Raw genomic sequence first — 23,851 nt, 5'->3', positions numbered from 1 at the left:
GCGGACGGCGTCCTCGGACGAGAGCGGCCCGGCGGGCCGGCGCAGGCCGTGGGGCCAGGCGGCCTCGCAGGCCTTCCTGATCGTCGCGTGCGTCCTGTGGATCCTGCCGATCCTCTTCGCGCTCTACGTGGCGGTCCGGCCGTACTCGGACACCCGCAAGTACGGCTACGTCTCGCTGCCGCACCACCTGACGTTCAAGAACTTCAGTGACGCGTGGACCCAGTCGGACATGGGGCACTTCTTCTGGAACTCGGTGCTGATCACGGTGCCTTCGGTGGTGATCGTGCTGGCGCTGGCGTCCGGCGTGGCGTTCGTGCTCACCCGGATCAACGTCAAGGTCAACGTCTTGCTGCTGATCCTCTTCACGGCCGGCAATCTGCTGCCGCAGCAGGTCATCATCACCCCGCTGTACCGGATCTACCTGAAGATCCCGCTGCCGCACTTCCTGGCCGGCAGTGGTCTGATGTACAACTCGATCTTCGGTCTGATCGTCATCAACGTCTCCTTCCAACTGGGCTTCTGCGTCTTCGTGCTGAGCAACTACATGAAGTCGATCCCGGCCGAGATGTACGAGGCGGCGCTGGTGGACGGGGCCGGCCTGTGGACCCGGTACTGGCGGCTGACCCTGCCGCTGTGCCGTCCGGCGCTGGCGGCGCTGGCGACGCTGCTCACCACCTGGATCTACAACGACTTCTTCTGGGCGATCACCCTGATGTCATCGGGCGACAAACGGCCGGTCACCTCGGCCCTGGCCAATCTCCAGGGGCAGTTCGTCAGCAATCAGAACATGATCGCCGCCGCGGCGATGATCGCGGCGATTCCGACGCTGGTGGTCTACGTCCTGCTCCAGAAGCAGTTCATCGCCGGCCTGTCGCTCGGCGCGACCAAGGGCTGAGTACGGCCAAGGGCTGAACGCGGCCAAGGGCCCGGACCCTCACCGGTCCGGGCCACGCCGCGTGCCGAACCATGCCGTCGCGCCGCGGCCGTTGGGGCCGTCGGGCCGGGCGGCCTTGACAGGGGGAATGCGGATCGCTTTACTTCCGGCAACGCCGAATGGAGCACTCGGCGCAGAGGTACGCCCAGCCGGTGGCCGGCGAGAACGCCGCAAGCCCGGACTAAGTCGCCAGGATGGCTGTCAGCTTCCGAGGCGGGGACGTATCCACCATCATCCGGAGACCGATGATGCGCATCAACCTCCTCCGTACCCCTCGCCGTCGATGGACCGCCGCACTCGCCGCCACCGCCGCCGCGGCGGCGCTGCCACTGCTCGGCTCCCCGTCGGCCGGCGCGGTCGGCTCCGTGCCGCTGCCGCCGGCGCACGCCGGGTTCGACTACCAGATCGGCGGCCCCTACACCCCGCCCGCCGGTGTGTCGGTGGTCAGCCGTGACCACGACGCCCCGCCGGCCGCGGGGCTCTACAACATCTGCTACGTCAACGCCTTCCAGACCCAGGAGGGCGCGGAGAGCGACTGGGACGCCGACCTGCTGCTGCACAACGCCAAGGGCAAGGTCGTGAAGGACCCCGACTGGGACGAGGCGATACTCGACATCCGCACCGCGGCCAACCGGCAGCGGATCGCCGCCAAGGTGGACGGCTGGATCGACCAGTGCGCGGCCAAGGGCTTCCAGGCCGTCGAGCCGGACAACCTCGACACCTTCGACCGCTTCCCCAGCTATCTCACGCAAGGCCAGGCGGAGGCGTACATCCAGTTGCTGTCCGCCCACGCGCACGCGAAGAACCTGGCGATCGCCCAGAAGAACACCGCGGAACTCTCCGCCGACCACGCCGTCAACGGGCTGGACTTCGCCGTCGCCGAGGAGTGCGCGGACTACAACGAGTGCGGCGACTACACCGCGGCCTACGGCAACGAGGTCTTCGTCATCGAGTACACGGCCAAGGGCCTGACGAAGGCGTGCTCGGGCTGGGGCGGCACGCTGAGCGTCGTGCGCCGTGACGTCGACGTCGTGCCGCAGGGCACCAGCGGATACGTCCGCAAGACCTGCTGACCCGCCGGCTCCCCCGCATCCGTCCCCTGGAGGACCGATGGCTCTCGGCCGTTCCCTTCCCGTCGGACCGCCGTCCCCCGCCGCCCGTGTGTCGCGGCGCGGGGTGCTGCGGCGCTGCTCCGGCGTGGCGCTGGCCGCCGTGGCCGGGGCCGCGCCGGCCGGGTGCGGCGCGGGCACCGGCGACGGGGTCGGCGCCGACGGCCGCGTCACGATCGAGCTGTGGCACGGCCAGACCGATGTGGGCCGCGCGGCCATCGAACGGCTGGTCAAGGTGTTCAACAGCACCCATCCGAAGATCCGGGTCAGTCCGGGCGCGGGTGTGCTGGCCGACTCCATGCTCCAGAAGGTGACCGCGGCGCTGGCCTCCGGCTCCTACCCGGACATCGCCTACGTCTTCGGCTCGGATCTGGCCGGGATCGCGCGCAGCCCGCGGGTGGTCGATCTGACCGGCACCGTGGGCGAGTTGCCGGTTCCGTGGCGCGACTACTGGACGCCGGCCCGCGAGGCGGTCACCGTCAACGGCCGGGTCCGGGCGGCGCCCGCGCTGCTCGACTCGCTGGCCGTGGTGTGCAACGAGAAGCTGTTCGGGGCCGCCGGACTGCCGCTGCCCCGGGCCGGCTGGACCTGGGACGAGTTCGTGGCGACCGCGGCCCGGCTCACCGACGCGGGCCGCGGTGTCTTCGGCACCGGCTGGCCCGGGGTCGGTGACGAGGACACCGTGTGGCGGCTGTGGCCGATGGTGTGGGACCTCGGCGGGGAGGTGATCGCGGCCGACGGGAAGGGCGTCGGCTTCGCGGAGGTGGGCCCGCGGGCCCTGGAGACGGTCGCGGCACTGGCGCGGGCGGGAAGCGTCTACATCGATCCCAAGCCAGGGACCGAGCAGATGTACCAGGTCTTCAACTCCGGGCGGATGGGCATGGTCGTCACCGGTCCCTGGGGGCTGCCCGACATCATCACCGCGAAGATCGACTACCACGTGGTGCCGCTGCCGAGCTACAGCGGCCGGCCGCTGACGATCTCCGGGCCCGACACCTGGACCGTCTTCGACAACGGCTCGGCCCGGGTCAAGGCCGCCCGTACCTTCGTCAGTTGGCTGATGGCGCCGGCCCAGGACGTGCGCTGGGACGTGGAGGCCGGCAGTCTGCCGCTCAGCCGGGCCACCGAGAAGCTGCCCGCCTGGCGCGCGCGGGAGTCCGGCACCCCGGGGATGCCGGTGTTCACCGAGTCCCTGGAGACCGCCCGGGTCCGGCCGGCCCACCCCGCGTACCCCCAGATCTCGGCGGCGCTCGGCCAGGCGATCGTGTCGGTGCTGCTGGGCCGGAGCACCCCCGCCAAAGCCATGCGTCGCTGCGCCGAAGAGGCCAACGCAGCCCTGCTCATTCCGCGTTGAGGAGTCCGCGATGCCCACGCTGCCCGCCCCGCTCACCCTCTCCGACACCGACCGGGTCCGGCTGCGCTCCCGGCGCCGCGGCCGCCGCCGGGAGACGGCCACCGCCTGGGCGTTCATCTCGCCCTCGGTGCTGGTCATCCTCGGGCTCAGTGTCGTGCCGGTGATCTGGTCGCTGCTGCTCTCCTTCAAGGCCGACGACCTGGTCACCCCGAGCCGCTGGGTCGGTCTCGACAACTACCGGGCGCTCAGCCACGATCCGCACTTCCGCCAGGCGGTGGGCAACACGCTGCTCTACACGGCGCTGTACGTGCCGCTCAGCATGGGTCTGGGGCTGGCGCTCGCGCTGGCCCTGAACCGGCGGATCCGCTGGGTCGGGCTCTACCGGACGCTGATCTTCGTGCCGTTCGTGATCTCCGACACCGCCCAGGGCGTGCTCTTCTCCTTCATCCTCGATCCGCAGTTCGGCGCGGCCAACTCGGTGCTGCACACACTGCACGTGTCCGCGCAGGGGTTCCTCACCGATCCCGGACAGGCGCTCTACGTCCTGGTGGGCGTCTCGCTGTGGAGCGGCACCGGGTTCTGCGTGGTGATCTATCTGGCCGCCCTCCAGGACGTGCCGCAGACCCTGCTGGAGGCGGCGAGACTGGACGGCGCGGCCCGCCGGCACCTGCTGCGCCATGTGGTGCTGCCGGCCCTCACGCCGGTCAGTGTCTTCCTGCTGCTGTGGCAGACCGTGGGCGCGCTCCAGGTCTTCGATCTGGTCTACGTCACCACCAAGGGCGGGCCGATCGGCTCCACCACCGTCGTCGTCTACTTCATCTGGCAGCAGGCGTTCCAGAACTTCACCGCGGGATACGGCGCGGCGGCGGCGTACGTGCTGGCGCTGGCCCTGCTCGTCATCGCCGCCGCGACCCGGCTGGCACGGCGGCGCGCCAACCCCCGCCTGGAAGGAGCAGCCCGATGAGGCGGATGTCGCCGGCGCCGGCCGTGCCCTTGCCACCCCAGTCGTCCCAGCCGACCCAGCAGCCCACGTCGCCACCGGCCGGCGGCGCCGGGCGGCGGGACGCGCCGCCCGGTTCGCGGCCGGCCGCCGGCTCAGCGGGCGGTCGGCCGCGGCTGCCGTTCAGCCCGTGGCATCTGCTGCTCGTCCCGCTCGCGCTGCTCTTCGCGCTCCCGCTGATCTGGCTGCTGCTCAGCTCGGTGATGAGCGACGCGGAGATCAACCGCTTCCCGCCGGCCCTGTGGCCGTCCGGGATCGATCTCGCCGGCTACCGGTACGTGCTCGGCAACGCGATGTTTCCGCGCTGGTTCGCCAACTCGCTGATCGTGTCGCTGGTCGCGGTGGCCGCCAATCTGCTGTTCGGCTCCTTCGGCGGCTACGCCTTCGCCCGGATGCGGTTCGCCGGATCAGGGCTGCTGATGGCGCTGATGCTGGCCACGATGGTGGTGCCGTTCCAGCTCACGATGATCCCGACGTTCCTGGTGATGAAGCGGCTGGGGCTGATCGACACCCTCGGCGCGCTGATCGTGCCGTCCCTGGTCACGCCGTTCGCGGTGTTCCTGCTCCGGCAGTTCTTCCTCTCGCTGCCGAGGGAGCTGGAGGAGGCCGCCTGGATCGACGGCTGCTCACGGCTGCGGGTGCTGTTCCTGATCGTGCTGCCGCTGTCCCGTCCGGCGCTGAGCACCGTGGCGGTGCTGACGTTCCTGTCCACCTGGAACGACCTGACCTGGCCGCTGATCGCCCTCAACCACGACACCCACTACACCCTGCAACTGGGCCTGACCACCTTCCAGGGCGAGCACCACACCAAGTGGTCCGCGGTGATGGCGGGCAACGCCATCACGGTCGCGCCCGTCCTGCTCGCCTTCCTGGCCGCGCAGAAGTCCTTCGTCCAGTCCATCACCTCCAGCGGGCTCAAGGGCTGAGCCGCACCCGCCCGCCCGCACCGCTACCCGCACCTCTACCCGGGCCTGCGCCGGTACCTCCACCGCCACCACCACTTCCACGGGACAACGGATGCCGTACGACTTCGACCTGCTCGTCATCGGGGACGCCAACCCCGATGTGGTCCTCGGACCCCTCGACGCCCCGCTCGCCTTCGGCCAGCGGGAGCAACTCGTCGACTTCGGTCTGCTCACCCTCGGCGGTTCGGCCGCCATCATGGCCTGCGGCGCCGCCCGGCTCGGTCTGCGCACCGCCTTCGCGGGCCGGGTGGGTGACGACGACGCCGGGCGTTTCGTACGCGACGCGCTGGCCGCCCGCGGGGTGGACGTCAGCGCGCTGCGGCTGGATCCCGGGCTGCCCACGCCGCTGACCGCGGTGGTCAACCGCCGCGAGGACCGGGCGATTCTCACCGCGGCCGGCACCCTCGCCGCCACCAGCGGCGACGACGTGCCGGCCGAACTGCTCGGCGGGTCGCGGCATGTGCACGCCGCCTCGTACTTCCTGATGCCGAAGCTCGCCGACGCGCTGCCGGAACTGCTGGCCGCCGCCCGCGCGGCCGGCGCCACCACCTCGGTGGACACCAATGACGACCCGAGCGGCCGCTGGGATCCGCCCGGCTTCGACGCGCTGCTGGCCGCCACCGACATCCTGCTGCCCAACGCGGCCGAGGCGCTCGCCCTGGCCGGTCCCGGCGCCTCGACCCCGCAGCAGGCCGCCGCCCGGCTCGCCGCGCGCGGCCCGCTGGTGGTGGTCAAGAACGGCGCCGAGGGGGCGCTCGCCCACGACGGCCGCACGGTGACCCGCACCGCCGGCACCCCGGCCGAGCCGCGCGACACCGTCGGCGCGGGCGACAGCTTCGACGCCGGTCTCGTCGCCGCCCTGCTGGCGGGCCTGCCGCTGGCACGGGCCCTCGATCTCGCGGCCGCCTGCGGCGCCCTGTCCACCCGGGCCTTCGGCGGCACCGCCGCCCAGCCCACCTGGGGCGAGGCGCTGGCGGCCGTCCCACGCAACGGAGAGAACCAGTGATGACAGCCACAGCCACAGCCACGAAGATCGCGTTCATCGGCGCCGGCAGCGTCGTGTTCACCCAGGGCCTGCTGGCCGACCTCTTCGCCTTCCCGGAGCTGAAGGACGCGCACATCGCGCTGCACGACATCGATCCGGAACGCCTCGCCACCGCCGAGGGCGCGGCCCGCCGGATCGCCGACGAGCGGGGCGCGGCACCGCGGATCACCGCGCACCCCGACCGGCGGGCGGCGCTCGCCGACGCGGACTTCGTGATCAACATCATCCAGGTCGGTATGCGCGAGGCGACCCGCACCGACTTCGACGTGCCGGCCGGCTTCGGCGTCCGCCAGACCATCGGCGACACCCTCGGGATCGGCGGGATCTTCCGCGCGCTGCGCACCTTCCCGGTGCTGAAGGCGCTCGGCGCCGACATCGCCGAGGTCTGCCCCGACGCGTGGCTGCTCAACTACACCAATCCGATGGCGATGAACGTCCAGTACCTCGCCCAGGCCACCGGGCTGACCCGGGTGGTGGGGCTGTGCCACTCGGTGTACTGGACGATGCGGGATCTGTCGGAGCTGCTGCGGGTGCCGTACGAGGAGGTGAGCTACCTGGCCGCGGGCGTCAACCACCAGGCGTGGGTGCTGCGTTTCGAGCACGGCGGCGCCGACCTCTACCCCCGGCTCGACGCCCTCGTCGAGGAGGATCCGCAGCTCCGCCGCCGGGTGCGGATGGACATGTACCGCCGGCTGGGCCACTACCCGACCGAGACCAGTGAGCACTCCGCCGAGTACGTCCCCTGGTATCTGCACCATGCCAGCGAAATCGACCGGTTGCGGCTGCCGGTCGGGGCCTATCTCGGCATCGTGGACGAGAACGTCGCCAGCTACGAGCGGACCCGCGACGCGCTCGCGGCCGGCGGGCCGCTGCCGGTGGAAGGGACCATGGAGTACGCCCCGCAGGTCATCCACAGCATCACCACCGGCGTTCCCAGGACCGTCTACGGCAACGTGCCCAACCACGGCCTGATCGACAACCTGCCCGCGACCGGCACCGTCGAGGTGCCGTGCCTGGTGGACGCGTCGGGCGTGCAGCCGACGAGGATCGGCGCGCTGCCGGCCCAGTGCGCGGCGCTCAACCGCACGTACCTCAGCATGAACGACCTGGTGGTCAGGGCGGCTCTGCACGACGACCCGCGGTCGATCCGGCAGGCCGCCATGGTCGACCCGGCGACCGCGGCCGCGCTGCCCGTCGAGCGGATCTGGGAGCTGTGCGACGCGATGGTGCGCGCCCATGGCGAGCTGCTCCAGCCGGGCCTGCGGGTCCAGCTCGGGCGGTGACGGGCCGCGCCGCCGGCCGGCTACGGCTCCTGCTCCGGCTTTGATCGGGTTTAGCCGTTTCTCCCGGGGCCGATCGTCGACATATCGGCGTCGGCGACCGATTGCCGTCGGCGGGGCCCGCTGAAAGCGCCTTCATGTGGGGTTGGCAGCAATTTGGTTACATAAGGAGCCGGTCGGCGTCGGCTTATTGACGCGCCGACACGGCCCCGGTTGACTCGCCGCACTTGGGCCGCGGCGTTGCGGCCTCGTTCGGGGAGGCGGCGTTCGATGAACGCGTTGACGCGTCGGATGGTCGTGGGGACAGCCGTGGTATCCATGGCGTTCACCTTGGCGGCGTGCGGCAAGGCCGGCGACGACAAGAACAGCGATGGGAGCAAGAGCAAGGGCAAGGTGATCGGCCTGCTGCTGCCGGATACGGTGACCGCCCGCTACGAGCGCTTCGACCGGCCGCTGATCCAGGCGAAGATCAAGGAACTGTGCGCCGACTGCACGGTCGACTACGCCAACGCCGGCCAGGACGCCACCAAGCAGGCGCAGCAGGTCAGCAGCATGATCGCCCGGGGCGTCAAGGTGCTCATCGTGGACCCGCAGGACGCGGTGGGCATCAAGTCGTCGGTGCAGGCGGCGGTCGACAAGGGCATCAAGGTGGTGGCCTACGACCGGCTCGCCCAGGGCCCGGTGTCGGCGTATGTGTCCTACGACAACGAGAAGGTCGGCGAACTCCAGGGCCAGGCGCTGCTCGACGCCCTGGGCGCGAAGGCGACCCCGAAGTCCAAGATCGTCATGATCAACGGGGACGACGCCGACCCGAACGCCGCGCAGTTCAAGGCCGGCGCCCACCATGTGCTCGACGGCAAGGTGGACATCGCCTACGAGCAGAGCGGGCTGTGGAAGGACACGGTGGCCAACCAGAAGGTCACCGCGGCCATCACCTCGATCGGCAAGAACAACATCGCCGCCGTCTACTCCGCCAACGACACCATGGCGGGCGGTATCGCCACCGCGCTGCGCGGCCAGGGCATCCATGTACCGCTGACCGGTCAGGACGCCGACCTCGCCGCGATCCAGCGGATCCTGGTGGGCGACCAGACCGCGACCGTCTACAAGGCGTACAAGCCGGAGGCGGACGCCACCGCGGAGATCGCGGTGGACCTGCTGAACGGCAAGGACTTCTCGTCCGTCGCCGACTCGACCAGCACCAGCGGTTCGGGCAACAAGGTCCCCTCCAAGCTGCTGACGGCCGCCTCCGTGACGAAGGCGAACATCCAGGAGACCGTGGTCAAGGACGGTCTGTACACCGCAGCCCAGATCTGCACCGAGGAGTTCGCCCAGGCCTGCAAGGCGGCCGGCGTCCAGTAGCCGGGGCCGGTCGGCCGGGAACGGCGGCGGCCGGGGCCCGCGGCGCGTGCCGCGGGCCCCGGCCCTTGTGCCCGGTCGTTCGGTCAGTTCACCTGGTCCCGGGTTCCCGTCATGGGGGCCCGGTCAGGGGAAGTTGACGACGTTGCTCGGTGTGGTGTTGGAGGCGGTGACCGCACCGGTGTCGTTGATGACATGGGTGATGGTGCCCACGCCGCCGAGCGAGACGGTCAGCGCGTCGTGGAACTTCACGCCCGAGGTGTTGGGCACCTCGAACGCGTGATAGCTGTTCACCGCCGGATTGACGTTGAAGTAGCAGTAACTGCCGAGCCCCCATGCCTCATGGGTGGTGACGGAGGAGCCCACCTTGTAGGCGGCGTAGCCGTTCACCGAGGCGGAACTCATCCAGGCCGCCTGGTTGGGCGGGTCGTACGGCATCTCGTTCTGGAAGAAGATCGTCTTGCCGCCCTGGCCGTTCCACACCACCTCGTACTTCTGGTAGTGCTCGACGAACAGGCCGGTGGCCAGCACGTTGGCGCCGTTGACGGTCAGGCCGTTGTCGGCGGTGTTGGACGTCCAGCCCACGCCGGTGCCGTGGTCGGCGCGCCAGGCCCAGATGTGGTCGATGATCGTGTTGTTGCTGTTGACGATCAGGCTGCTGGTCGCCTTGCCGACGTGCTCGCCGCCGATCCGGAAGAAGACGTCCTGGATCGTGGTCGGGTTGGCCGCGTGGCCGGCGGAGGAGCCCGAGGGGCCGACCGTCAGCAGCGCCGCCGAGTTGGTGGTGCCGGCGTCGAAGAGCAGACCCTTCAGCCGTACGCCGTCCACGTCGGCGACCTGCATCGCGTTGACGCCGTTGTCCGGCACGAAGGTCGGGTAGCCGATGCCCAGGACCACGGTGTTGGCCTTGGTCACGTTGAGCGTCTGGCTCAGGTGGTAGACACCCGGGGTGACGAACAGGTTGCAGCCCTGCGCGAGCGCGTTGTTGATGGTCGCCGCGGTGTCACCGGACTTGACCACGTAGAACTGGCTCATCGGCAGCGAGCTGCCGGGGGTGTTGCCGTTGGCCCAGCTCGGACCGGACGCGTTGGTCCGCAGCGAGGGCAGGAACACCCGGTACTTGTTGCTGCTGTCGAGGTACAGATACGGCACGTCGCGGGAGACCGGGGTGGTACCGAGGGTGGTCTCCGGCGGATTGGGGAAGGTGTTCGCCGGGGCGCCGGCCACGCCGGAGAAGACCATGTTCCACACGCCGCCGGCCCAGCTGCCGAAGCTGCTGTCCCGGGTGTACCACTGCTGCTGCGAGACCGAGGCGGTCTGCCCGCTGACCTTGGTGTCGGCGATGTAGCCGCCGCTGGCGTAGCCGTAGCTCGCCGGGTAGAGGTTGAGGCCGCCGTGGACGTCGATCCGGCGGAACGGCGCGGCCTGCGCGACGGCCCAGCGGTCGGCGCCGCCGGACGGGTTGATCGCCAGGTTCTCCGCCGAGCGCCAGAAGTTCTGGGTGGCGTTGCCCGCGTCGGAGGCGTTGAAGGCGTCGACGGTGACGTCACCGTTGATGGTCACCTGGTCCGGGCTCTGGCCGAGGCCCGCCACCGAGGTGTAGAAGCCGACGTTGTCCTCGACGTTGTACGTGCCCGGCTTGTAGAGGTCGGCCACCCGGTTCTCGCTGAACTGCGCGGTGTTGGTGTCCTTCATCTGGTTGAACTGCGCGTCGAGCTGGGACTGGATGGCGGCGTTGCCCATCGACGGGTCGAAGATGTGCACGTTCGACCCGAAGTTGGGCGTGTCCGACTGCGTCGGGCAGCCGGTCGGCGTGGTGGTGCTGATGGTGAAACTCGCGGTCGCCACGGCGGAGGTGGCCGAACCCGACTTGGTGGCGACGGCCTTCAGCGTGGTGGTCGCGGCGACGCTGACCGCACCGCTGTAGGTGGGCGAACTCGCCGTCGGCGTCGAGCCGTCACTGGTGTAGTGGATCGCCGCGCCCGTCGTGGCGTCGGAGATCGTCACGCTCTGGGCGCTGCTGAAGGTGCCGCCCGACGGGCTGAAGGTCGGGGTCGCGACCGTGCCCGGCGGCGGGGTGGTGGTGCCGCCGCCACCCTGGGTGTACGTGAAGTGCGGGGTGTCGTACTGGGGGCCGCTCTTCTCGTAGGTGAACCAGTACTCGAGCGCCGAACCGGTGGTCAGCGAGCTGACGGTCCAGGTCCAGACGCCCGCGGTGTTGGTCATCCGCACGTTCTGCTGGTTGGTGCCGCCCACCAGGTAGTGCACGTCGACGTACGCGGCCGTCGTGGTGGGGGTGAAGGTGATCTTCGCCTGCGTCGTGCTGACCGCGGTGACGCTCTGGGTGTAGTCCGAGGAGTCCGCCGAGGCGCTGCCGATGGTCTGGGTGAGGCCCAACAGCCCGGCGAAGGCGAGGATCAGTGCCGCCAGCAGGGCGGTGGCCCGCCTGCGGGGGCGCTGTTCGGGCCCACTGCGGCCCTTGGAGACGGTACTGCGCATAAGTGGGTTTCCTTTCACCCGGGTTCGCGAAGTGAACACCCGGGTTAGCGCGTTATTTGTGGGGGTGGATCGCGCTCTGCACAACGTATTCAGGGATGAAGTTCCATCGTGCCCTTGGATTCAGCCTGTTGAAAACGCTCTCACTCTGCGGATCGCGGGAGTCTCCGATCCGTAAGGCAGTGTCAAGTGGACCCGGCGAGCAGTCAAGGAGATACGCGGGATTCATGCGCCGAACGGGCCGGGGCGCCGTGTCCCGGCCGGCCGCCGCGGGGCGGTGGGGCGGCAGGTGGAGGGGCGGCGGGCGGCGGGCGGCCGGGCCGCCGACGGGGGCGGCCGGAGGCCGGAGGCCGTCGGAGGGTCCAAGCCCCCGACCGCGCACTTGCGTTGGAGTGCACTCCACTTCCTAGCGTGGGGGCATGACGACACCTCAGACGACACCGCAGCAGAGCATCGGCTCGGAGTTCGGGGCGCGCAGCACCGCCGCCGACGTACTGGCCGGCCTCGACCTGTCCGGGAAGCTGGTGCTGATGACCGGGGGCTACTCCGGCATCGGCCTTGAGGCCACCCGGGCGCTCACCGCGGCCGGGGCGCACGTGGTGGTGCCGGCCCGCCGCCCCGAGGTCGCCCACCAGGCGCTGGCCGGGATCGGCGGTGTGGAGGTCGCCGGCCTCGACCTGGCCGACCAGGCCGGGATCGCCGCCTTCGCCGAACACTTCCTCGCCTCCGGGCGCGACATCCACTACGTCATCGACTGCGCGGCCGTCATGGCGTGCCCGCAGGCGAGCGTCGGCGCCGGCTGGGAGTCCCAGTTCGGCATCAACCACCTCGGCCACTACGCCCTGGTGAACCGGCTGTGGCCGGCCATCGCCCGCGGGCGGGGCCGGGTGGTCGCGGTCTCCTCCGGCGGCCACCGCCGCTCCCCCATCCGCTGGGACGACATCGACTTCACCGGCGGCTACGACAAGTGGCAGGCGTACGGGCAGGCGAAGACCGCCAACGCGCTCTTCGCCGTGCACCTGGACGCGCTCGGCCGCGACGCCGGGGTGCGGGCCTTCTCCGTCCACCCCGGCGGCATCCTCACTCCGCTGCAACGGCACCTGTCCAGGCAGGAGATGGTCGACTTCGGCTGGATCGACGCCGAGGGGAAACTGCTGAACACCAGCTTCAAGACGCCCGAGCAGGGCGCCGCCACCCAGGTGTGGGCGGCCACCTCGCCCCGGCTCGCCGGTCTGGGCGGGGTGTACTGCGAGGACTGCGACATAGCCCCGCTCGCACCCGACGACGGCCCCTCGACCCCGGGTGTCCGCTCCTGGGCGGTCGATCCGGAGCAGGCCGCCCGGCTGTGGGCGCTGTCCGCGGCGCGGACCGGGGTGGACGCCTTCGCCTCCTGACGGACGGCGTTCCCGGTGCCCCGCCCCGGCGGGCCGCGCGGGCGGGTGCGAGACTGCGACCACCTACACGTAGTCCCCGTACGCCCGGGTCGGCCAGGCAGGGCGGCCCGACGGGGCGCCGGACAGGAGGATCATGCCGGAAGCGGTGATCATCGGCAGCGAGCGCAGTGAGGTCGGGCTGCCGACCGGAATGGACGTGCTGCGGCGCGGCGGCTCGGCGCTCGACGCGGTCGAGGCCGCCATGCGGCGTTGCGAGGACAACCCGGCCGACCACTACGTGGGCACCGCGGGGCTGCCCAACGCCCAAGGCGTGGTGGAACTCGACGCCTCGCTGATGCTCGGCTCCGGCCGGCAGTTCGGCGCGGTGGCCGCGCTGCGCGGCTACCCCAACCCGATCTCGGTGGCGCGGGCCGTGCTGGAGAAGCTGCCGCAGCACAGCCTGCTGGCAGGCGAGGGGGCCGCGCTCTTCGCCGAGGAGTGCGGTTTCAGCACGGCCGACCTGCTGACCGACGCGTCGCGGGAGCAGTGGCGCAAGCAGGTGACGCAGTCCAGGGAGTCGGTGGAGGGCGAGAACACCGCCGCCACCGACGGCGACGCCCGCTACCGGGAGAGCGCGCTCGCGCTGATCCGGCGGCTGGCGCCGCACGACGGCCCGTGGGGCACCATCAACATCATCGCGCTCGACGCCTCGGGCGAGATGTGCGTCGGGGTGTCCACCTCCGGCTACCCGTACAAGTACCCGGGCCGGGTGGGCGATTCGGCGCTGCCGGGCGCCGGCAACTGGTGCGACCTGCGGGCCGGCGGCGCCGCCTGCACCGGCCGCGGCGAGCTGAGCATGCGCGGCGGGACCGCCCGGACGATCGTCGACCTGCTGGCGGCCGGCCAGGACCCCTCCGACGCGTGCCGGACGGCGCTGGCCGACGCGGCCACCCTGCCCGACGACTTCCGCTCCGAACTGCGGGCGCTGGCCCTCACCCCCGACGGCCGGCACGGCGGGGCCGCCGGCCAGCGGGGCAGCGTCTACGCGCTGATGACCGACGCGTCCGCCGAACCCGAGTTCCGGCCCCGGAGCGTGCTGTGAGAAGGAGCGTGCGGTGAGGATCTTCGTCTCCTCCGACATGGAGGGCACCGCCGGAGTGGTGGACTGGTCGCAGTGCCGCCCCGGGCAGTCCGAGTACGAGTACTACCGGCTGCTGCTCCAGGAGGAGGTCAACGCGGCCATCGAGGGCGCGCTGGTCGGCGGCGCGACGGAGTTCCTGGTCAACGACTCGCACTCCACCATGGCCAATCTGCGCCCCGACGCGCTGGCCGGGCGGGCGCGTTATCTCTCCGGCCGCCACAAGCCGCTCTACATGATGCAGGGCCTCGACGCGTCCTTCGACGGCGTCTTCTTCGTCTCCTACCACGGCTCGATGTCCGGCGCCCGTGCCACGCTGTCGCACACCTACAACCCGGCGGCGATCAGCGAGGTACGGCTCAACGGGGTGCTCGCCGGGGAGAGCGGCATCAACGCCCTGGTGGCGCTGGGGCACGGGGTCCCGGTGGCGCTGATCACCGGTGACGGGACGACGGCGGCCGAGCTTGAGCCCTTCTCCCCCGGGACGCTCGCCGCGGTCGTCAAGTCGTCGGTGTCGCGGTTCGCCGCCGACAGCCTGCACCCGGCGCGGGCCCGCGAGGTGATCCACGAGGCGGCCCGCCGGGCGGTGGCGTCGCTGGCGTCGGCCGAGGTGCCGCGGATCGAGCTGCCGGCGACTTTGACGGTCCGCTTCCGCAATCCGGACCTGGCGGAGATGGCCACCTGGATCAACGGCGTCGAGGCCGATCCGGCCGACCCGGTGGCGGTCCGGGTCACCGACGACGACCCGATCCGCCTCTACCGCACCTTCGTCACCGTGGTGCTGCTCACCCGCGGCATCGCCGAGTGATCCGGGCGGCGCCGCGGACCCGCCGTGGGGGCGGTGGTACGGCGCCGCGGCCCGGCCGTCACCTGCGGCGGTCGCGGGGGTGTGCGGCACCCTCGGCGGGCCGTCCGCTCACTGGGTCGGGAACTCGGTGACGCGCTCGCCCTTGGGCCGCGGCCCCATGATGCGCCGTTCGGCGGCGGTGATCGCCACGTCGTTGATGCTGGCCTCGCGTCGGCGCATCAGGCCGTGCTCGTCGAACTCCCACAACTCGTTGCCGTAGGACCGCCACCACTGCCCGCTGGCGTCGTGGCACTCGTACTGGAACCTGACCGCGATCCGGTTCCCGTCATACGCCCAGAGGTTCTTGCGCAGCGCGTACTCCAGCTCCCGCTTCCATTTGGCGGCGAGGAACTCGACGATCTCGTCGCGGCCGCTGAGGAAGGTGTCGCGGTTGCGCCAGACGGAGTCGGCCGTGTAGGCGTTTGCGACCTTCTCCGGGTCCCGGGTGTTCCAGGTGTCCTCGGCGGCCTGGACCTTGCGCAGCGCGGAGGCGTGGTCGAAGGGCGGGAGCGGGGGGAGGTCGGTCATGCGCATCTCCTGAGAACCGGCGTGACTTGCCAGGCTAGGAAGGCAGCGCTGTCGAGGTCAACGCGGAGCGCCGTGCGTACCCCCGAAGGAGGCGGCCCGGCGCTTCCGGCGTACCCCGCGGCGCGTACCCCGGAAGAGCCGGGGCCCGGGAGGCCCGGGAGGCCCGGAGAAGGAGCACGGCCCGGGAGGAGAGCACGGGCCGGGATCCGCCGCCGGGCCGCGGTCACCAGCCGGTCAGCAGCAGATGGTTCACCAGCAGCGCGATCGCGGCCTGGGCGATGAGCCAGCCGCGCCGGTCGCGGCGCGGGAGCAGCGCGGCGGCGGCCGGCAGCCAGAGGGTGAACGGCAGCCAGATCCGCTCGGTCTCCGCCTTGCTCATGCCGGAGAGGTCGGCGGCGAGGATCGCCAGCAGGAACGCGCACGGCAGCAGCGTCTCCGCCACCGCCCCCGGGTGCTGTCCCCGCCGCCATCGCCGGACCGCCGCCGGCGCGCCGGCCAGCGCGCGGCGCAGCCCCGCGACCGAGGCGAGACCGGCCGCCACCACCACCGTGCCGAGATCGCCCCACACCCAGTACGCGTAGGGGCGCACCCCGCCGTATCCCTGCGCGTAGCGGGTGCGCAGCAGGCCGTACCCCTGCCACCAGTCGAAGCCGGCCCGGGTGAAGACGGCCGCGACGGCGGCGAAGCCGAGCACGGCGAAGGGCAGCGGGCGTACCGCGCGGGCGCAGAGCAGCACGGCGAGCGCCGGGATCGCCAGCAGCACCAGCCCGTAGGACAGATAGACCGCGGCGCCGAGGAGCAGCCCGCTGCCGAGTCCGGTGACCGCCGTCCGCCAGCGGGACGCCGAGGTCGCCGCGACGGCCAGCAGCGCCAGCGCCCAGGCGGCGACCGCGGCGAACCAGCCGTCGGCGGAGACGCCCACCCACACGGCGCCGGGGGCGAGCACGAGGAACGGGGCGGCGGTCCGCGCCCGGTCCTCGCCGGCCAGGGCGCGCAGCACGACCAGCGCGGCGGCCGCCACCGAGCTGCCGGCGGTGACGCAGAAGGCGCCCGCCGGGCCGCCGCCGCCGAGACCGATCCGGTCGAGTCCGACGAAGGTGAGGACGGCGCCCGCCGGATGACCGGCGATGTGGGTGGCCCAGTGGTCGGGCGAGTACAGCAGGATGTGCTGGGTGAAGCCGCGCAGCGCCGGCCCGGCGTCGGCGAAGCGGGCTACTCCGCTCAGGTACTCCCCCGGTGTGGTCAGCCGGTCGGCGACGCCCTGCCGCCAGCCGTCGACCAGGGCCAGCGACCAGGTCCACGCCATGGCCGCCGCCCAGGCCGACCAGGGCAGCGCCCGCCAGGGCAGCCGGGCGGCGAGCGCCGGGCCGTGGGCGACGGCCAGCGCGCCCACCGTCAGCGCCGCCGGGGTGCCGGGCCCGAAGTGCGGCCGCCAGTACGCCTCAAGCGGCGGCCAGGGCACCCGCAGCAGATAGTCGTCCCGGTTGAGGTAGGCGCCGACGCCGGCCAGCACCGCGAAGAGCAGCACCGCCGCACCGGCCGCCGCCAGATCGCGCCGCCCCACCCGGGCGCGCGGCCGGTCAGCGGCACCCGAACGGGTGGCCGGCCCGTGCGGCGGCGAGGGGGTGAGCGTCACCCGCCCACCCTAGGCAGCGCGGCAGGCGCCGATCACGCGGCGCGACGGCCGCCGGGATTTCCGTCACGAGTCGGTACCGCGGAAACCGACCGGAACCGCCCTAATGTCCCCGCCATGAACGTTCCCACCCGCCGCCCGCCCTTCGGACCGTGGCGCAGCCCCCTGCGGGGGCCGTGGCTGACATCGGTGTTCGGCCTGGTGCTGCTCGTCGGCCTGCCGCTGGTCCTGGTCACCGGCCTGCTGTCGTACGCCGCCTACAACCCGGGGCTCTCGCCGTCCAACGACAAGACCCCGGACAAGGGGCTGCTGGGTTTCTACCTCTTCGCGTGGCCCACCGATCCGTACTGGCTCTACCGCCTCACCCAGGGGGTGCACATCACGCTGGGCGTCGTGCTGGCGCCGGTGCTGCTGGCCAAGCTCTGGTCGGTGGTGCCCAGGTTCTTCGCGCTGCCGCCGGTGCGTTCGCTCGCGCACGCGCTGGACCGGCTGTCGCTGCTGCTGCTGATCGGCAGTGCGCTCTTCGAGTTCGTCACCGGGCTGCTCGACATCCAGTTGGACTACGTCTTCCCCGGCTCCTTCTACCCGCTGCACTTCTACGGCGCCTGGGTGTTCTTCGGCGCCTTCCTCGCCCATGTGGCGCTGCGGCTGCCGCGGGCCGTACGCGCGGTGCGCGGCCGAAGCCTGCGCGCCGAACTGCGGACGCCCAGGTCGAGGACGCGGCCGGAGCCGCTGGACGACACCGGGCTGGTGTCGACCCGGCCGGCCGCGCCCACGGTGTCCAGGCGCGGCGCCCTCGGCCTGGTGGGGCTCGGCTCGCTGACCCTGCTGGCGCTGACCGCGGGCCAGAGCATCGGCGGCTCACTGCGGCGGACGGCGGTGCTCGCCCCGCGCGGCCGCAACCCCGGCTCCGGTCCGAACGGCTTCCAGATCAACCGGACCACCACCGCGGTCCACATCAGGCAGCGGGATCTGGGCGAGAGCTGGCGGCTGACCGTGCGCGGCGCCGACCGCTCGGTCACCCTCACCCTGGCGCAGGTCCGCGCGCTGCCCCAGCACCGCTCGGCGCTGCCCATCGCCTGTGTGGAGGGCTGGTCGACCGACGACCAGGAGTGGGAGGGGGTGAGGCTGCTCGACCTGGCCGGGCTGGCGGGCCATGAAGACGACCCGCCGGGTGTCTTCGTGGAGTCGGTGCAGCTCGCCGGGTCCTTCCGGGCGGTGGCGCTGCGCGCCAACCAGGTGCGGGACCCGCGGTCGCTGCTGGCGCTGCGCGTCAACGGCGCGGTGCTCTCCCCCGACCACGGCTACCCGGCCCGCGTCATCGTGCCGAACGCGCCGGGCGTGATGAACACCAAGTGGGTGCGGCGGCTCAGCTTCGACGCGACGACCTTCGGGGAGCGGTGATGCGCGCGGCGTGGCGGTCGGCCGTCCGGGCGGTCACGACGGGGGCCGCGGCCCGGCGGTTCCGGGGCCTGTACGGGGAGTCGCCGCTGCATCTGCTGATTCTGTTGCTCTCCTTCGTGGTGTGCGGTTACGCCGCCGCCCGGCTGCTGGAGGGCGACTGGCCGGCGATCGTGGGCTGGTTCGTGGGGGCGGCGCTGCTGCACGACCTGGTGCTGGTGCCGCTGTACGGCGGCGCGGACTGGCTGCTGCACCGGGTGCTGCGGCCCCGGCGGCCGGCCGCCGGCACCGGATCGGCCACCGATGCCGATGCCGAGACCGACGCCGAGACCGGGGGCCAGGCCGGCCCCCGGATCTCGGTCGCCAACCACGTGCGGGTGCCGGCCTGCCTCTCGCTGCTGGCGCTGCTGGTGTACTGGCCGCTGATCTCCCAGGGCCGGCGGAGGTATTTCCTGCTGGCCACGGATCTCACGCCGGACGCCTTTCTGCCGCGCTGGCTGCTCACCACGGCGGCGCTGTTCATCGCGTCCGCGGTGGTGTTCGCCCTCCGGCACTGGCGGGTCCGGTCGGTCCGTCGCCGGAACGGCCCAGCGGCGGACCCGTCGAGGAGGTGAATTCCGCGCCGACCCGTGGCGCGGGCGCCGGGAAGCGCCTACGGACGGTCATCGGCACCTAGGGTCGCCGCATGCGTGTACTCGTCACCGGCGGCGCGGGCTTCATCGGTTCGCACATCGTCGCCGCCCTCACCGCCGCCGGCCATCAGCCCGTCGTGCTCGACGCCCTGCTGCCGTCCGCCCACGCGTGCCCCCGCCGCCGCCTGACGCCCCGTGGATCCACGCGGACGTCCGGGACGGCGCGGCCGTGGCGGCGGCGCTGCGGGGAGGTGGACGCGGTGTGCCACCAGGCCGCGTGCGGCCGGCCGGCCGGGCGCTCCCGCCGATCCGCCGGGCCCCGTCTCGCCGGATCCAGCCTCGCCGGTCCGGGGGCTCGGCGAGGCGGCCCCTGCGTCCCCGCTGCCGCCCGTGTCCCCTGTTCCGCCCGGCTCCCCCGTTCCCGCTGCCGGAGGTGACTGACGTGATCCCACCGACCGCCGATGTCGTACTGCCCTGCCTCGACGAGGCGACGGCGCTGCCCTGGGTGCTCAGCCGGATCCCGGCCGGCTGGCGGGCGATCGTCGTCGACAACGGCTCGACGGACGGCTCCGCCGCGATCGCCGCGGACCTCGGCGCGGTGGTGGTGCGCGAGCCGAGGCGCGGCTTCGGCGCCGCCTGTCACGCGGGACTCGAAGCCGCCGGGGCGGAGTTCGTGTGCTTCTGCGACTGCGACGCCTCCCTCGATCCCGCGCTGCTGCCCGCCTTCGTCCGGGAGGTCGCCGACGGCCGCTGCGAGCTGGTGCTCGGCCGCCGCCGGCCGGAGTCCGCGGCGGCGTGGCCGCCGCACGCCCGGGCCGGCAATCTCGCCGTCGCCCGGATGCTGCGCCGCCGGACCGGTCTGCGCCTGCGCGATCTCGGTCCGCTGCGGGCGGCCCGGCGCGAGGCGCTGCTCGGCCTCGGCCTGACCGACCGGCGCAGCGGCTATCCGCTGGAGATGGTGGTGCGGGCGGCCGACGCGGGGTGGCGGGTCACCGAGCGGGACGTGCCCTACCGGCGGCGCGCCGGCCGGTCCAAGGTGACCGGCACCTGGCGCGGGACCTGGCACGCCGTCAACGACATGCGCGGTGTGCTCGCCGCACCGGCCGATCCGCCGGCCGGTCCGCCCGCCGATCCGCCGGCCGGTCCACGGGCAACGGAGCCGGCGGGTGCCCGGTGACGACCCTGCTGGTGATCGCCAAGGAGCCGCGGCCGGGCCGGGTCAAGACCCGCCTGACCCCCGCGTACACACCGCGCGAGGCCGCCCGGCTCGCCGAGGCGGCCCTCGTCGACACGCTGGCCACCGTGCTCGCCGCGCCGGCCACCCGCCGGGTGCTGGTCCTCGACGGGACGCCGGGGAGCTGGCTGCCGCCGGGCATCGAGGTCGTACCGCAGGCGGCGGGCGGACTCGACTTGCGGCTGGCCGCCGCCTTCGGCCGGTGCCGCGGCCCCGCGCTGCTGATCGGCATGGACACCCCGCAGGTCACCGTCGAGATACTGCGACCCGCCCTGGAACCGGCCGGCTGGCCGCCGGACTCCGCGTGGTTCGGCCCCGCGGTGGACGGCGGCTTCTGGGCGCTCGGCCTGGCGGAACCGGATCCGGCGCTGCTGGCCGGCGTGCCGATGTCGACGCCGGAGACCGGCGGCCGGCAGCGCGAGCGGCTGGTCTCGGCCGGGCTCACCGTACGGGAGCTGCCGCCGCTGCGGGACGTGGACACCGCGGCGGACGCGGCACTGGTCGCGGCGCTGGCGCCGCACACCCGGTTCGCCGCCGCGCTGGCCCGGCTGACGCCGGCGGGGGTCCGGTGAGCGTCCCGCTGCGCGTCACGCGGTCCGCGCTTCCCTCGGCCAAGCCGGCCGACCGGTGGAGCGCGGACCCGTACACCCGGGCGCTGCGCACCGGGCGCGGCCCGCTCTTCCTCCAGCGGGCCGACGGCCTGCTGCTGCCGCTGGACGTCGAACGCTGGTGCGCGCGGGCCGACGCGGCGGACCGTACGGTGCTGGCCCGCTGCCGGGGGTCCGTGCTGGACATCGGCTGCGGGCCGGGACGCCTGGTGGCCGCCCTGGCCGAGCTGGGGCGTCCCGCACTGGGCATCGACGTCAGCGCGGAGGCGGTCAGGCGGGCGCGGCGGTCGGGGGGCACCGCGCTGGTCCGCTCGGTCTTCGAGCCGCTGCCGGGTGAGGGCCGCTGGCGGACCGCGCTGCTCATCGACGGGAATGTGGGGATCGGCGGGGATCCCGCGGCGCTGCTGCTGCGGATCGCCGGGATCGTGCGGCCGGCCGGCTCCCTCATCGTCGAGACGGCCCCGGCGGCGGCGGACGAGGACCTCGACGAACGCGTGCGGGTCCGTCTTGGCGACGGGGGCGGTGCCGGTGCCGGTGCCGGTGCTCAGGGTGAGGCTTTTCCCTGGTGCCGGGTGGGCCCCCGCGCCCTGACCCGCCATGCCGCGGGGGCCGGCTGGACGCCGACGGGCACGTGGACGGCTCTTGGCCGTCGCTTTGTCGCCTTACGGCTCGCCCGAGCGGGGCCCTGGCGGGCGGCCTCTCCGGGGGGCGGCCGCGGAATGAGATCGCGGTCGCGGACCGCAGGCGGGGCCCCTGACGGGGCAGGGCGTGGGGGGTGCGGACCGGATGCCGACTGACGGCCCGTGGGGGGGTTGCTCGCGCAGTTCCTCGTGCCCCTAGCGGGGCGGGGCGTGGGGGGTGCGGACCATTGCCGACGGACGGCCGGTGGCGGGTTGCTCGCGCAGTTCCTCGCGCCCCTAGCGGGGCAGGGGGTGGGCGGCGCGGGCCGGATGCCGACTGACGGCCCATGGCGGGTTGCTCGCGCAGTTCCCCGTGCCCCTAGCGGGGCGGCGGGGGCGTCGGATACCCCGGCGCGCTCCCCGTATGCGGATGTGGCTGCGATCGGCGAAGGGGCGGATATCGCCGACATGGCGGGCCGTAGGGCGGGCAAGCGGCCCCTCGGAGGTTGATGACCATGGGACCGTTGCTTGTCGTTCTTCTGCTCGCGCTCGTTCTCTTCGGCGCCGGGTTCGCGGTGAACCTGCTCTGGTGGGTCGCCGTCGCGGTGCTCGTCGTATGGCTGGTGGGCTTCGTCGCCCGTTCGCCGGGTGCCGGCGGCGGCCGCGGCCGCTGGTACCGCTGGTAGCTCCCCGCCCGACCCCAACGGTGCCCCGCCGGAAGACCCGGCGGGGCACCCCGCTTTGTGCTTCCCGTGGCTGCCCACGCCGATGCGTACGGCGGCGTTCGCGCGAGGGTGAACGGGCCCCGTCAGGGGCACGAGGAACTGCGCGAGCGACCCCCACCGGCGGGCAGTCGGCAACGGCCCCTACCGCCCGCCCCCTGCCCCGTCAGGGGCCTCATCGCCACTCGGTCGTATGACTCACCCTCCGGTGGGCGGCGTCGTACTCGTCCACCGCGGCGATCGTGCGGCCGGCGGGGATCGCGACCACCCAGCCGCGGAACGCGGTGCCGGGGACGGCGACCACCCGGCCCGTCAGGGTGCTCCCGCCGGTCAGCGTCACCACGCCGTGGGAGGTGCCCGCTGCGGGGTGGGAGACGAGGAGCCGCGAGCCGCTGGTCCCCCTCTGGTAGAGCCCCCACAGCCCGGCGGAACCGGCTTCGCCGGGATCGCGCGGACCGTCCACTCCGTCACAGTCCGACCAGGGGCCGCCCTGGTGGTCGATGCGCACGCCGCCGATGAGCATCCGCTGGCACAGCAGCGAGGTCTTCTCCGGCTGGGTGGGCACGCCCGGAATCCGGGGGCCGCGGCGCTCGCCGGGCTCTCTCGGGTCGGTCGGATAGAACTCCGCCGTCACCGACCAGGGACGGCCGTCCACCGTGCCGTGGCCGATCAGCGCGGTCCAGGGCACCGGGGTGGGCGGTGTCGGGGCCGGGCGGTGGGTGGCGGTCGGCGGAAGCTGCCGCACCGTGCCGGGGGCCGGTCCGTCGCCGAGCCGCGACAGCGGCACGGCCAGGCCGGCCGCGACCACCGCCGCGCTCGCCGCCAGCACGGCGGCACGGCGGCGCAGGCGCCGCGCGCGTCCGACGGCCACAATCCGGGCGACGGGCGCCGGGGAGGGGGTGTAGGCGTCGACCGAGCGGACGAAGGCGGCGCGCAGTCGCTCACCCTGCTCCTGCTCCGGGTTCATCGGGCGTCTCCAAGGGTGCCGGCCGGCAGATGGTCCGCGAGAGCGGGATGCTGCCGTAACTTGGCCAGCGCGCGGGATGCCTGGCTCTTCACCGTACCGACCGAGCAGCCCAGCATGTGGGCGACCTCCTCGGCCGACTGGTCTTCCCAGTAGCGCAGCACCACCACGGCCCGCTGACGCTCCGGCAGGTCCGCCAACGCGCGCATCAGGACGTCCCGTTCGTCCCCGGCGGGCAGCGCGCCGGCGTCTGCCTCGGCGGAGGTCTCCGGCAGGAAGGGCAGCAGGAGGTGGACGACCCGGCGTTTGCGGAACCGGCTGCGGCTGTTGTTCACCAGCGACCGGCGGACGTAGTGCTCGGCGGTCTCCGGCCGCACCTTGCCCCAGCGGGGGTAGACCTTCGCCAAGGTGGTCTGGACCAGATCCTCGGCCTCGTGGAAGTCGCCGGTGAGCAGGTAGGCGGTGTGGGCGAGCGCCCGCCAGCGGGCGGTGACGAAGCGGGTGAACTCGGCGTCCGGCCCGTCGTCCGCTGTGGCGTGGTGAGGGTCCTGCACGGAGAGCTGTCCCGTCGTTCGTACGGCGCCGGCGCCGAGCGGTCCGGCGGCTGCG

Annotated in this window: 23 protein-coding genes; 18 read left to right on the top strand and 5 right to left on the bottom strand. The window is 72.9% G+C overall.

Features of this window, described 5'->3' with window-relative positions:
* Nucleotides 1-76 precede the first annotated feature (76 nt).
* The 8 genes from OG519_RS32640 to OG519_RS32605 all read left to right on the top strand — a co-directional run bounded on the left by OG519_RS32640 (nt 77) and on the right by OG519_RS32605 (nt 9,049).
* A complete protein-coding gene (locus OG519_RS32640; protein WP_405593159.1) occupies nt 77-895 on the top strand; it encodes a carbohydrate ABC transporter permease in 819 nt (272 codons plus the stop codon).
* A gap of 287 nt (nt 896-1,182) precedes the next feature.
* Nucleotides 1,183-2,007 carry an endo alpha-1,4 polygalactosaminidase gene (locus tag OG519_RS32635; protein ID WP_405593157.1) on the top strand — a complete coding sequence of 275 codons (825 nt, stop codon included), beginning with the start codon at nt 1,183-1,185 and terminating at the stop codon, nt 2,005-2,007.
* Nucleotides 2,008-2,044: 37 nt separating this feature from the next.
* Entirely contained in the window at nt 2,045-3,397 is a 1,353-nt protein-coding gene (locus OG519_RS32630) for an ABC transporter substrate-binding protein (protein ID WP_405591752.1), read from the top strand.
* Nucleotides 3,398-3,407: 10 nt separating this feature from the next.
* Nucleotides 3,408-4,361, top strand: a complete 954-nt coding sequence (locus OG519_RS32625) for a carbohydrate ABC transporter permease (RefSeq protein ID WP_405591750.1) — start codon at nt 3,408-3,410, stop codon at nt 4,359-4,361.
* Nucleotides 4,358-5,323, top strand: coding sequence for a carbohydrate ABC transporter permease (locus OG519_RS32620; RefSeq protein WP_405591747.1), 966 nt, complete (start codon nt 4,358-4,360; stop codon nt 5,321-5,323). The genes OG519_RS32625 and OG519_RS32620 overlap by 4 nt, the downstream gene beginning before the upstream one ends.
* Nucleotides 5,324-5,414: 91 nt before the next feature.
* Nucleotides 5,415-6,368: a carbohydrate kinase family protein gene (locus OG519_RS32615; protein ID WP_405591744.1), complete on the top strand. Its 954-nt coding sequence runs from the start codon at nt 5,415-5,417 to the stop codon at nt 6,366-6,368.
* Nucleotides 6,368-7,690, top strand: coding sequence for an alpha-glucosidase/alpha-galactosidase (locus tag OG519_RS32610; protein ID WP_405591742.1), 1,323 nt, complete (start codon nt 6,368-6,370; stop codon nt 7,688-7,690). The genes OG519_RS32615 and OG519_RS32610 overlap by 1 nt, the downstream gene beginning before the upstream one ends.
* Nucleotides 7,691-7,957: 267 nt before the next feature.
* Nucleotides 7,958-9,049 (top strand): sugar ABC transporter substrate-binding protein, encoded by a 1,092-nt coding sequence (locus tag OG519_RS32605; RefSeq protein ID WP_405591739.1) that lies wholly within the window; start codon nt 7,958-7,960, stop codon nt 9,047-9,049.
* Nucleotides 9,050-9,172: 123 nt separating this feature from the next.
* On the opposite strand, the gene OG519_RS32600 is transcribed toward OG519_RS32605, so the two are convergent.
* A complete protein-coding gene (locus tag OG519_RS32600; RefSeq protein WP_405591736.1) occupies nt 9,173-11,545 on the bottom strand; it encodes a chitobiase/beta-hexosaminidase C-terminal domain-containing protein in 2,373 nt (790 codons plus the stop codon).
* Nucleotides 11,546-11,961: 416 nt separating this feature from the next.
* On the opposite strand from OG519_RS32600, the gene OG519_RS32595 reads away from it, so the two are divergent.
* The 3 genes from OG519_RS32595 (at nt 11,962) to OG519_RS32585 (ending at nt 14,861) form a co-directional block, all read left to right on the top strand.
* Nucleotides 11,962-12,936 carry an SDR family NAD(P)-dependent oxidoreductase gene (locus OG519_RS32595; RefSeq protein ID WP_405591734.1) on the top strand — a complete coding sequence of 325 codons (975 nt, stop codon included), beginning with the start codon at nt 11,962-11,964 and terminating at the stop codon, nt 12,934-12,936.
* 133 nt (nt 12,937-13,069) lie between these two features.
* Nucleotides 13,070-14,017 carry a N(4)-(beta-N-acetylglucosaminyl)-L-asparaginase gene (locus OG519_RS32590; RefSeq protein ID WP_405591731.1) on the top strand — a complete coding sequence of 316 codons (948 nt, stop codon included), beginning with the start codon at nt 13,070-13,072 and terminating at the stop codon, nt 14,015-14,017.
* A 13-nt stretch (nt 14,018-14,030) separates the two neighbouring features.
* The gene (locus OG519_RS32585) at nt 14,031-14,861 is read left to right on the top strand and encodes a M55 family metallopeptidase (RefSeq protein ID WP_405591728.1); all 831 of its coding nucleotides are present in this window, start codon (nt 14,031-14,033) and stop codon (nt 14,859-14,861) included.
* A gap of 108 nt (nt 14,862-14,969) precedes the next feature.
* On the opposite strand, the gene OG519_RS32580 is transcribed toward OG519_RS32585, so the two are convergent.
* Both OG519_RS32580 and OG519_RS32575 read right to left on the bottom strand, forming a co-directional pair.
* Nucleotides 14,970-15,428 (bottom strand): nuclear transport factor 2 family protein, encoded by a 459-nt coding sequence (locus OG519_RS32580; RefSeq protein ID WP_405591725.1) that lies wholly within the window; start codon nt 15,426-15,428, stop codon nt 14,970-14,972.
* 223 nt (nt 15,429-15,651) lie between these two features.
* A complete protein-coding gene (locus OG519_RS32575) occupies nt 15,652-17,064 on the bottom strand; it encodes a hypothetical protein (protein ID WP_405591723.1) in 1,413 nt (470 codons plus the stop codon).
* A gap of 114 nt (nt 17,065-17,178) precedes the next feature.
* Here OG519_RS32575 and OG519_RS32570 point away from each other — a divergent pair, with 114 nt between their 5' ends.
* The 7 genes from OG519_RS32570 (at nt 17,179) to OG519_RS32540 (ending at nt 22,242) form a co-directional block, all read left to right on the top strand.
* Nucleotides 17,179-18,465 carry a molybdopterin-dependent oxidoreductase gene (locus OG519_RS32570; RefSeq protein WP_405591720.1) on the top strand — a complete coding sequence of 429 codons (1,287 nt, stop codon included), beginning with the start codon at nt 17,179-17,181 and terminating at the stop codon, nt 18,463-18,465.
* Nucleotides 18,465-19,076: a hypothetical protein gene (locus tag OG519_RS32565; RefSeq protein WP_405591717.1), complete on the top strand. Its 612-nt coding sequence runs from the start codon at nt 18,465-18,467 to the stop codon at nt 19,074-19,076. The genes OG519_RS32570 and OG519_RS32565 overlap by 1 nt, the downstream gene beginning before the upstream one ends.
* Nucleotides 19,077-19,147: 71 nt before the next feature.
* The gene (locus OG519_RS32560) at nt 19,148-19,531 is read left to right on the top strand and encodes an NAD-dependent epimerase/dehydratase family protein (protein ID WP_405591714.1); all 384 of its coding nucleotides are present in this window, start codon (nt 19,148-19,150) and stop codon (nt 19,529-19,531) included.
* Between the two features lie 5 nt (nt 19,532-19,536).
* Nucleotides 19,537-20,271: a glycosyltransferase family 2 protein gene (locus OG519_RS32555; protein ID WP_405591711.1), complete on the top strand. Its 735-nt coding sequence runs from the start codon at nt 19,537-19,539 to the stop codon at nt 20,269-20,271.
* Nucleotides 20,268-20,900, top strand: a complete 633-nt coding sequence (locus OG519_RS32550) for a DUF2064 domain-containing protein (protein WP_405591708.1) — start codon at nt 20,268-20,270, stop codon at nt 20,898-20,900. The genes OG519_RS32555 and OG519_RS32550 overlap by 4 nt, the downstream gene beginning before the upstream one ends.
* Nucleotides 20,897-21,733: a class I SAM-dependent methyltransferase gene (locus OG519_RS32545; RefSeq protein ID WP_405591706.1), complete on the top strand. Its 837-nt coding sequence runs from the start codon at nt 20,897-20,899 to the stop codon at nt 21,731-21,733. Before OG519_RS32550 ends, OG519_RS32545 begins: the two co-directional genes overlap by 4 nt.
* A 338-nt stretch (nt 21,734-22,071) precedes the next feature.
* The gene (locus OG519_RS32540; RefSeq protein WP_405591703.1) at nt 22,072-22,242 is read left to right on the top strand and encodes a hydrophobic protein; all 171 of its coding nucleotides are present in this window, start codon (nt 22,072-22,074) and stop codon (nt 22,240-22,242) included.
* Between the two features lie 211 nt (nt 22,243-22,453).
* Here OG519_RS32540 and OG519_RS32535 read toward each other — a convergent pair whose 3' ends face one another.
* Both OG519_RS32535 and OG519_RS32530 read right to left on the bottom strand, forming a co-directional pair.
* Nucleotides 22,454-23,245 (bottom strand): hypothetical protein, encoded by a 792-nt coding sequence (locus OG519_RS32535; RefSeq protein WP_405591701.1) that lies wholly within the window; start codon nt 23,243-23,245, stop codon nt 22,454-22,456.
* Nucleotides 23,242-23,796 carry a SigE family RNA polymerase sigma factor gene (locus OG519_RS32530; RefSeq protein WP_405591698.1) on the bottom strand — a complete coding sequence of 185 codons (555 nt, stop codon included), beginning with the start codon at nt 23,794-23,796 and terminating at the stop codon, nt 23,242-23,244. The genes OG519_RS32535 and OG519_RS32530 overlap by 4 nt, the downstream gene beginning before the upstream one ends.
* Between the last annotated feature and the right edge of the window lie 55 nt (nt 23,797-23,851).

This window comes from Streptomyces sp. NBC_01190, from assembly GCF_045039895.1.
In the GTDB taxonomy this organism is placed as follows: Bacteria; Actinomycetota; Actinomycetes; order Streptomycetales; family Streptomycetaceae; genus Actinacidiphila.
Note: the sequence above shows the minus strand (reverse complement) of the source record. Positions and strands in the feature narration are given on the sequence as shown.

Coding starts and splice junctions, on each gene's coding strand:
- OG519_RS32615 (WP_405591744.1), top strand. CDS start 5,415: ATGCCGTACGACTTCGACCTGCTCGTCATCGGGGACGCCAACCCCGAT.
- OG519_RS32630 (WP_405591752.1), top strand. CDS start 2,045: ATGGCTCTCGGCCGTTCCCTTCCCGTCGGACCGCCGTCCCCCGCCGCC.
- OG519_RS32635 (WP_405593157.1), top strand. CDS start 1,183: ATGCGCATCAACCTCCTCCGTACCCCTCGCCGTCGATGGACCGCCGCA.
- OG519_RS32570 (WP_405591720.1), top strand. CDS start 17,179: ATGAACGTTCCCACCCGCCGCCCGCCCTTCGGACCGTGGCGCAGCCCC.
- OG519_RS32590 (WP_405591731.1), top strand. CDS start 13,070: ATGCCGGAAGCGGTGATCATCGGCAGCGAGCGCAGTGAGGTCGGGCTG.
- OG519_RS32580 (WP_405591725.1), bottom strand. CDS start 15,428: ATGACCGACCTCCCCCCGCTCCCGCCCTTCGACCACGCCTCCGCGCTG.
- OG519_RS32620 (WP_405591747.1), top strand. CDS start 4,358: ATGAGGCGGATGTCGCCGGCGCCGGCCGTGCCCTTGCCACCCCAGTCG.
- OG519_RS32565 (WP_405591717.1), top strand. CDS start 18,465: ATGCGCGCGGCGTGGCGGTCGGCCGTCCGGGCGGTCACGACGGGGGCC.
- OG519_RS32600 (WP_405591736.1), bottom strand. CDS start 11,545: ATGCGCAGTACCGTCTCCAAGGGCCGCAGTGGGCCCGAACAGCGCCCC.
- OG519_RS32540 (WP_405591703.1), top strand. CDS start 22,072: ATGGGACCGTTGCTTGTCGTTCTTCTGCTCGCGCTCGTTCTCTTCGGC.
- OG519_RS32625 (WP_405591750.1), top strand. CDS start 3,408: ATGCCCACGCTGCCCGCCCCGCTCACCCTCTCCGACACCGACCGGGTC.
- OG519_RS32535 (WP_405591701.1), bottom strand. CDS start 23,245: ATGAACCCGGAGCAGGAGCAGGGTGAGCGACTGCGCGCCGCCTTCGTC.
- OG519_RS32560 (WP_405591714.1), top strand. CDS start 19,148: ATGCGTGTACTCGTCACCGGCGGCGCGGGCTTCATCGGTTCGCACATC.
- OG519_RS32595 (WP_405591734.1), top strand. CDS start 11,962: ATGACGACACCTCAGACGACACCGCAGCAGAGCATCGGCTCGGAGTTC.
- OG519_RS32605 (WP_405591739.1), top strand. CDS start 7,958: ATGAACGCGTTGACGCGTCGGATGGTCGTGGGGACAGCCGTGGTATCC.
- OG519_RS32610 (WP_405591742.1), top strand. CDS start 6,368: ATGACAGCCACAGCCACAGCCACGAAGATCGCGTTCATCGGCGCCGGC.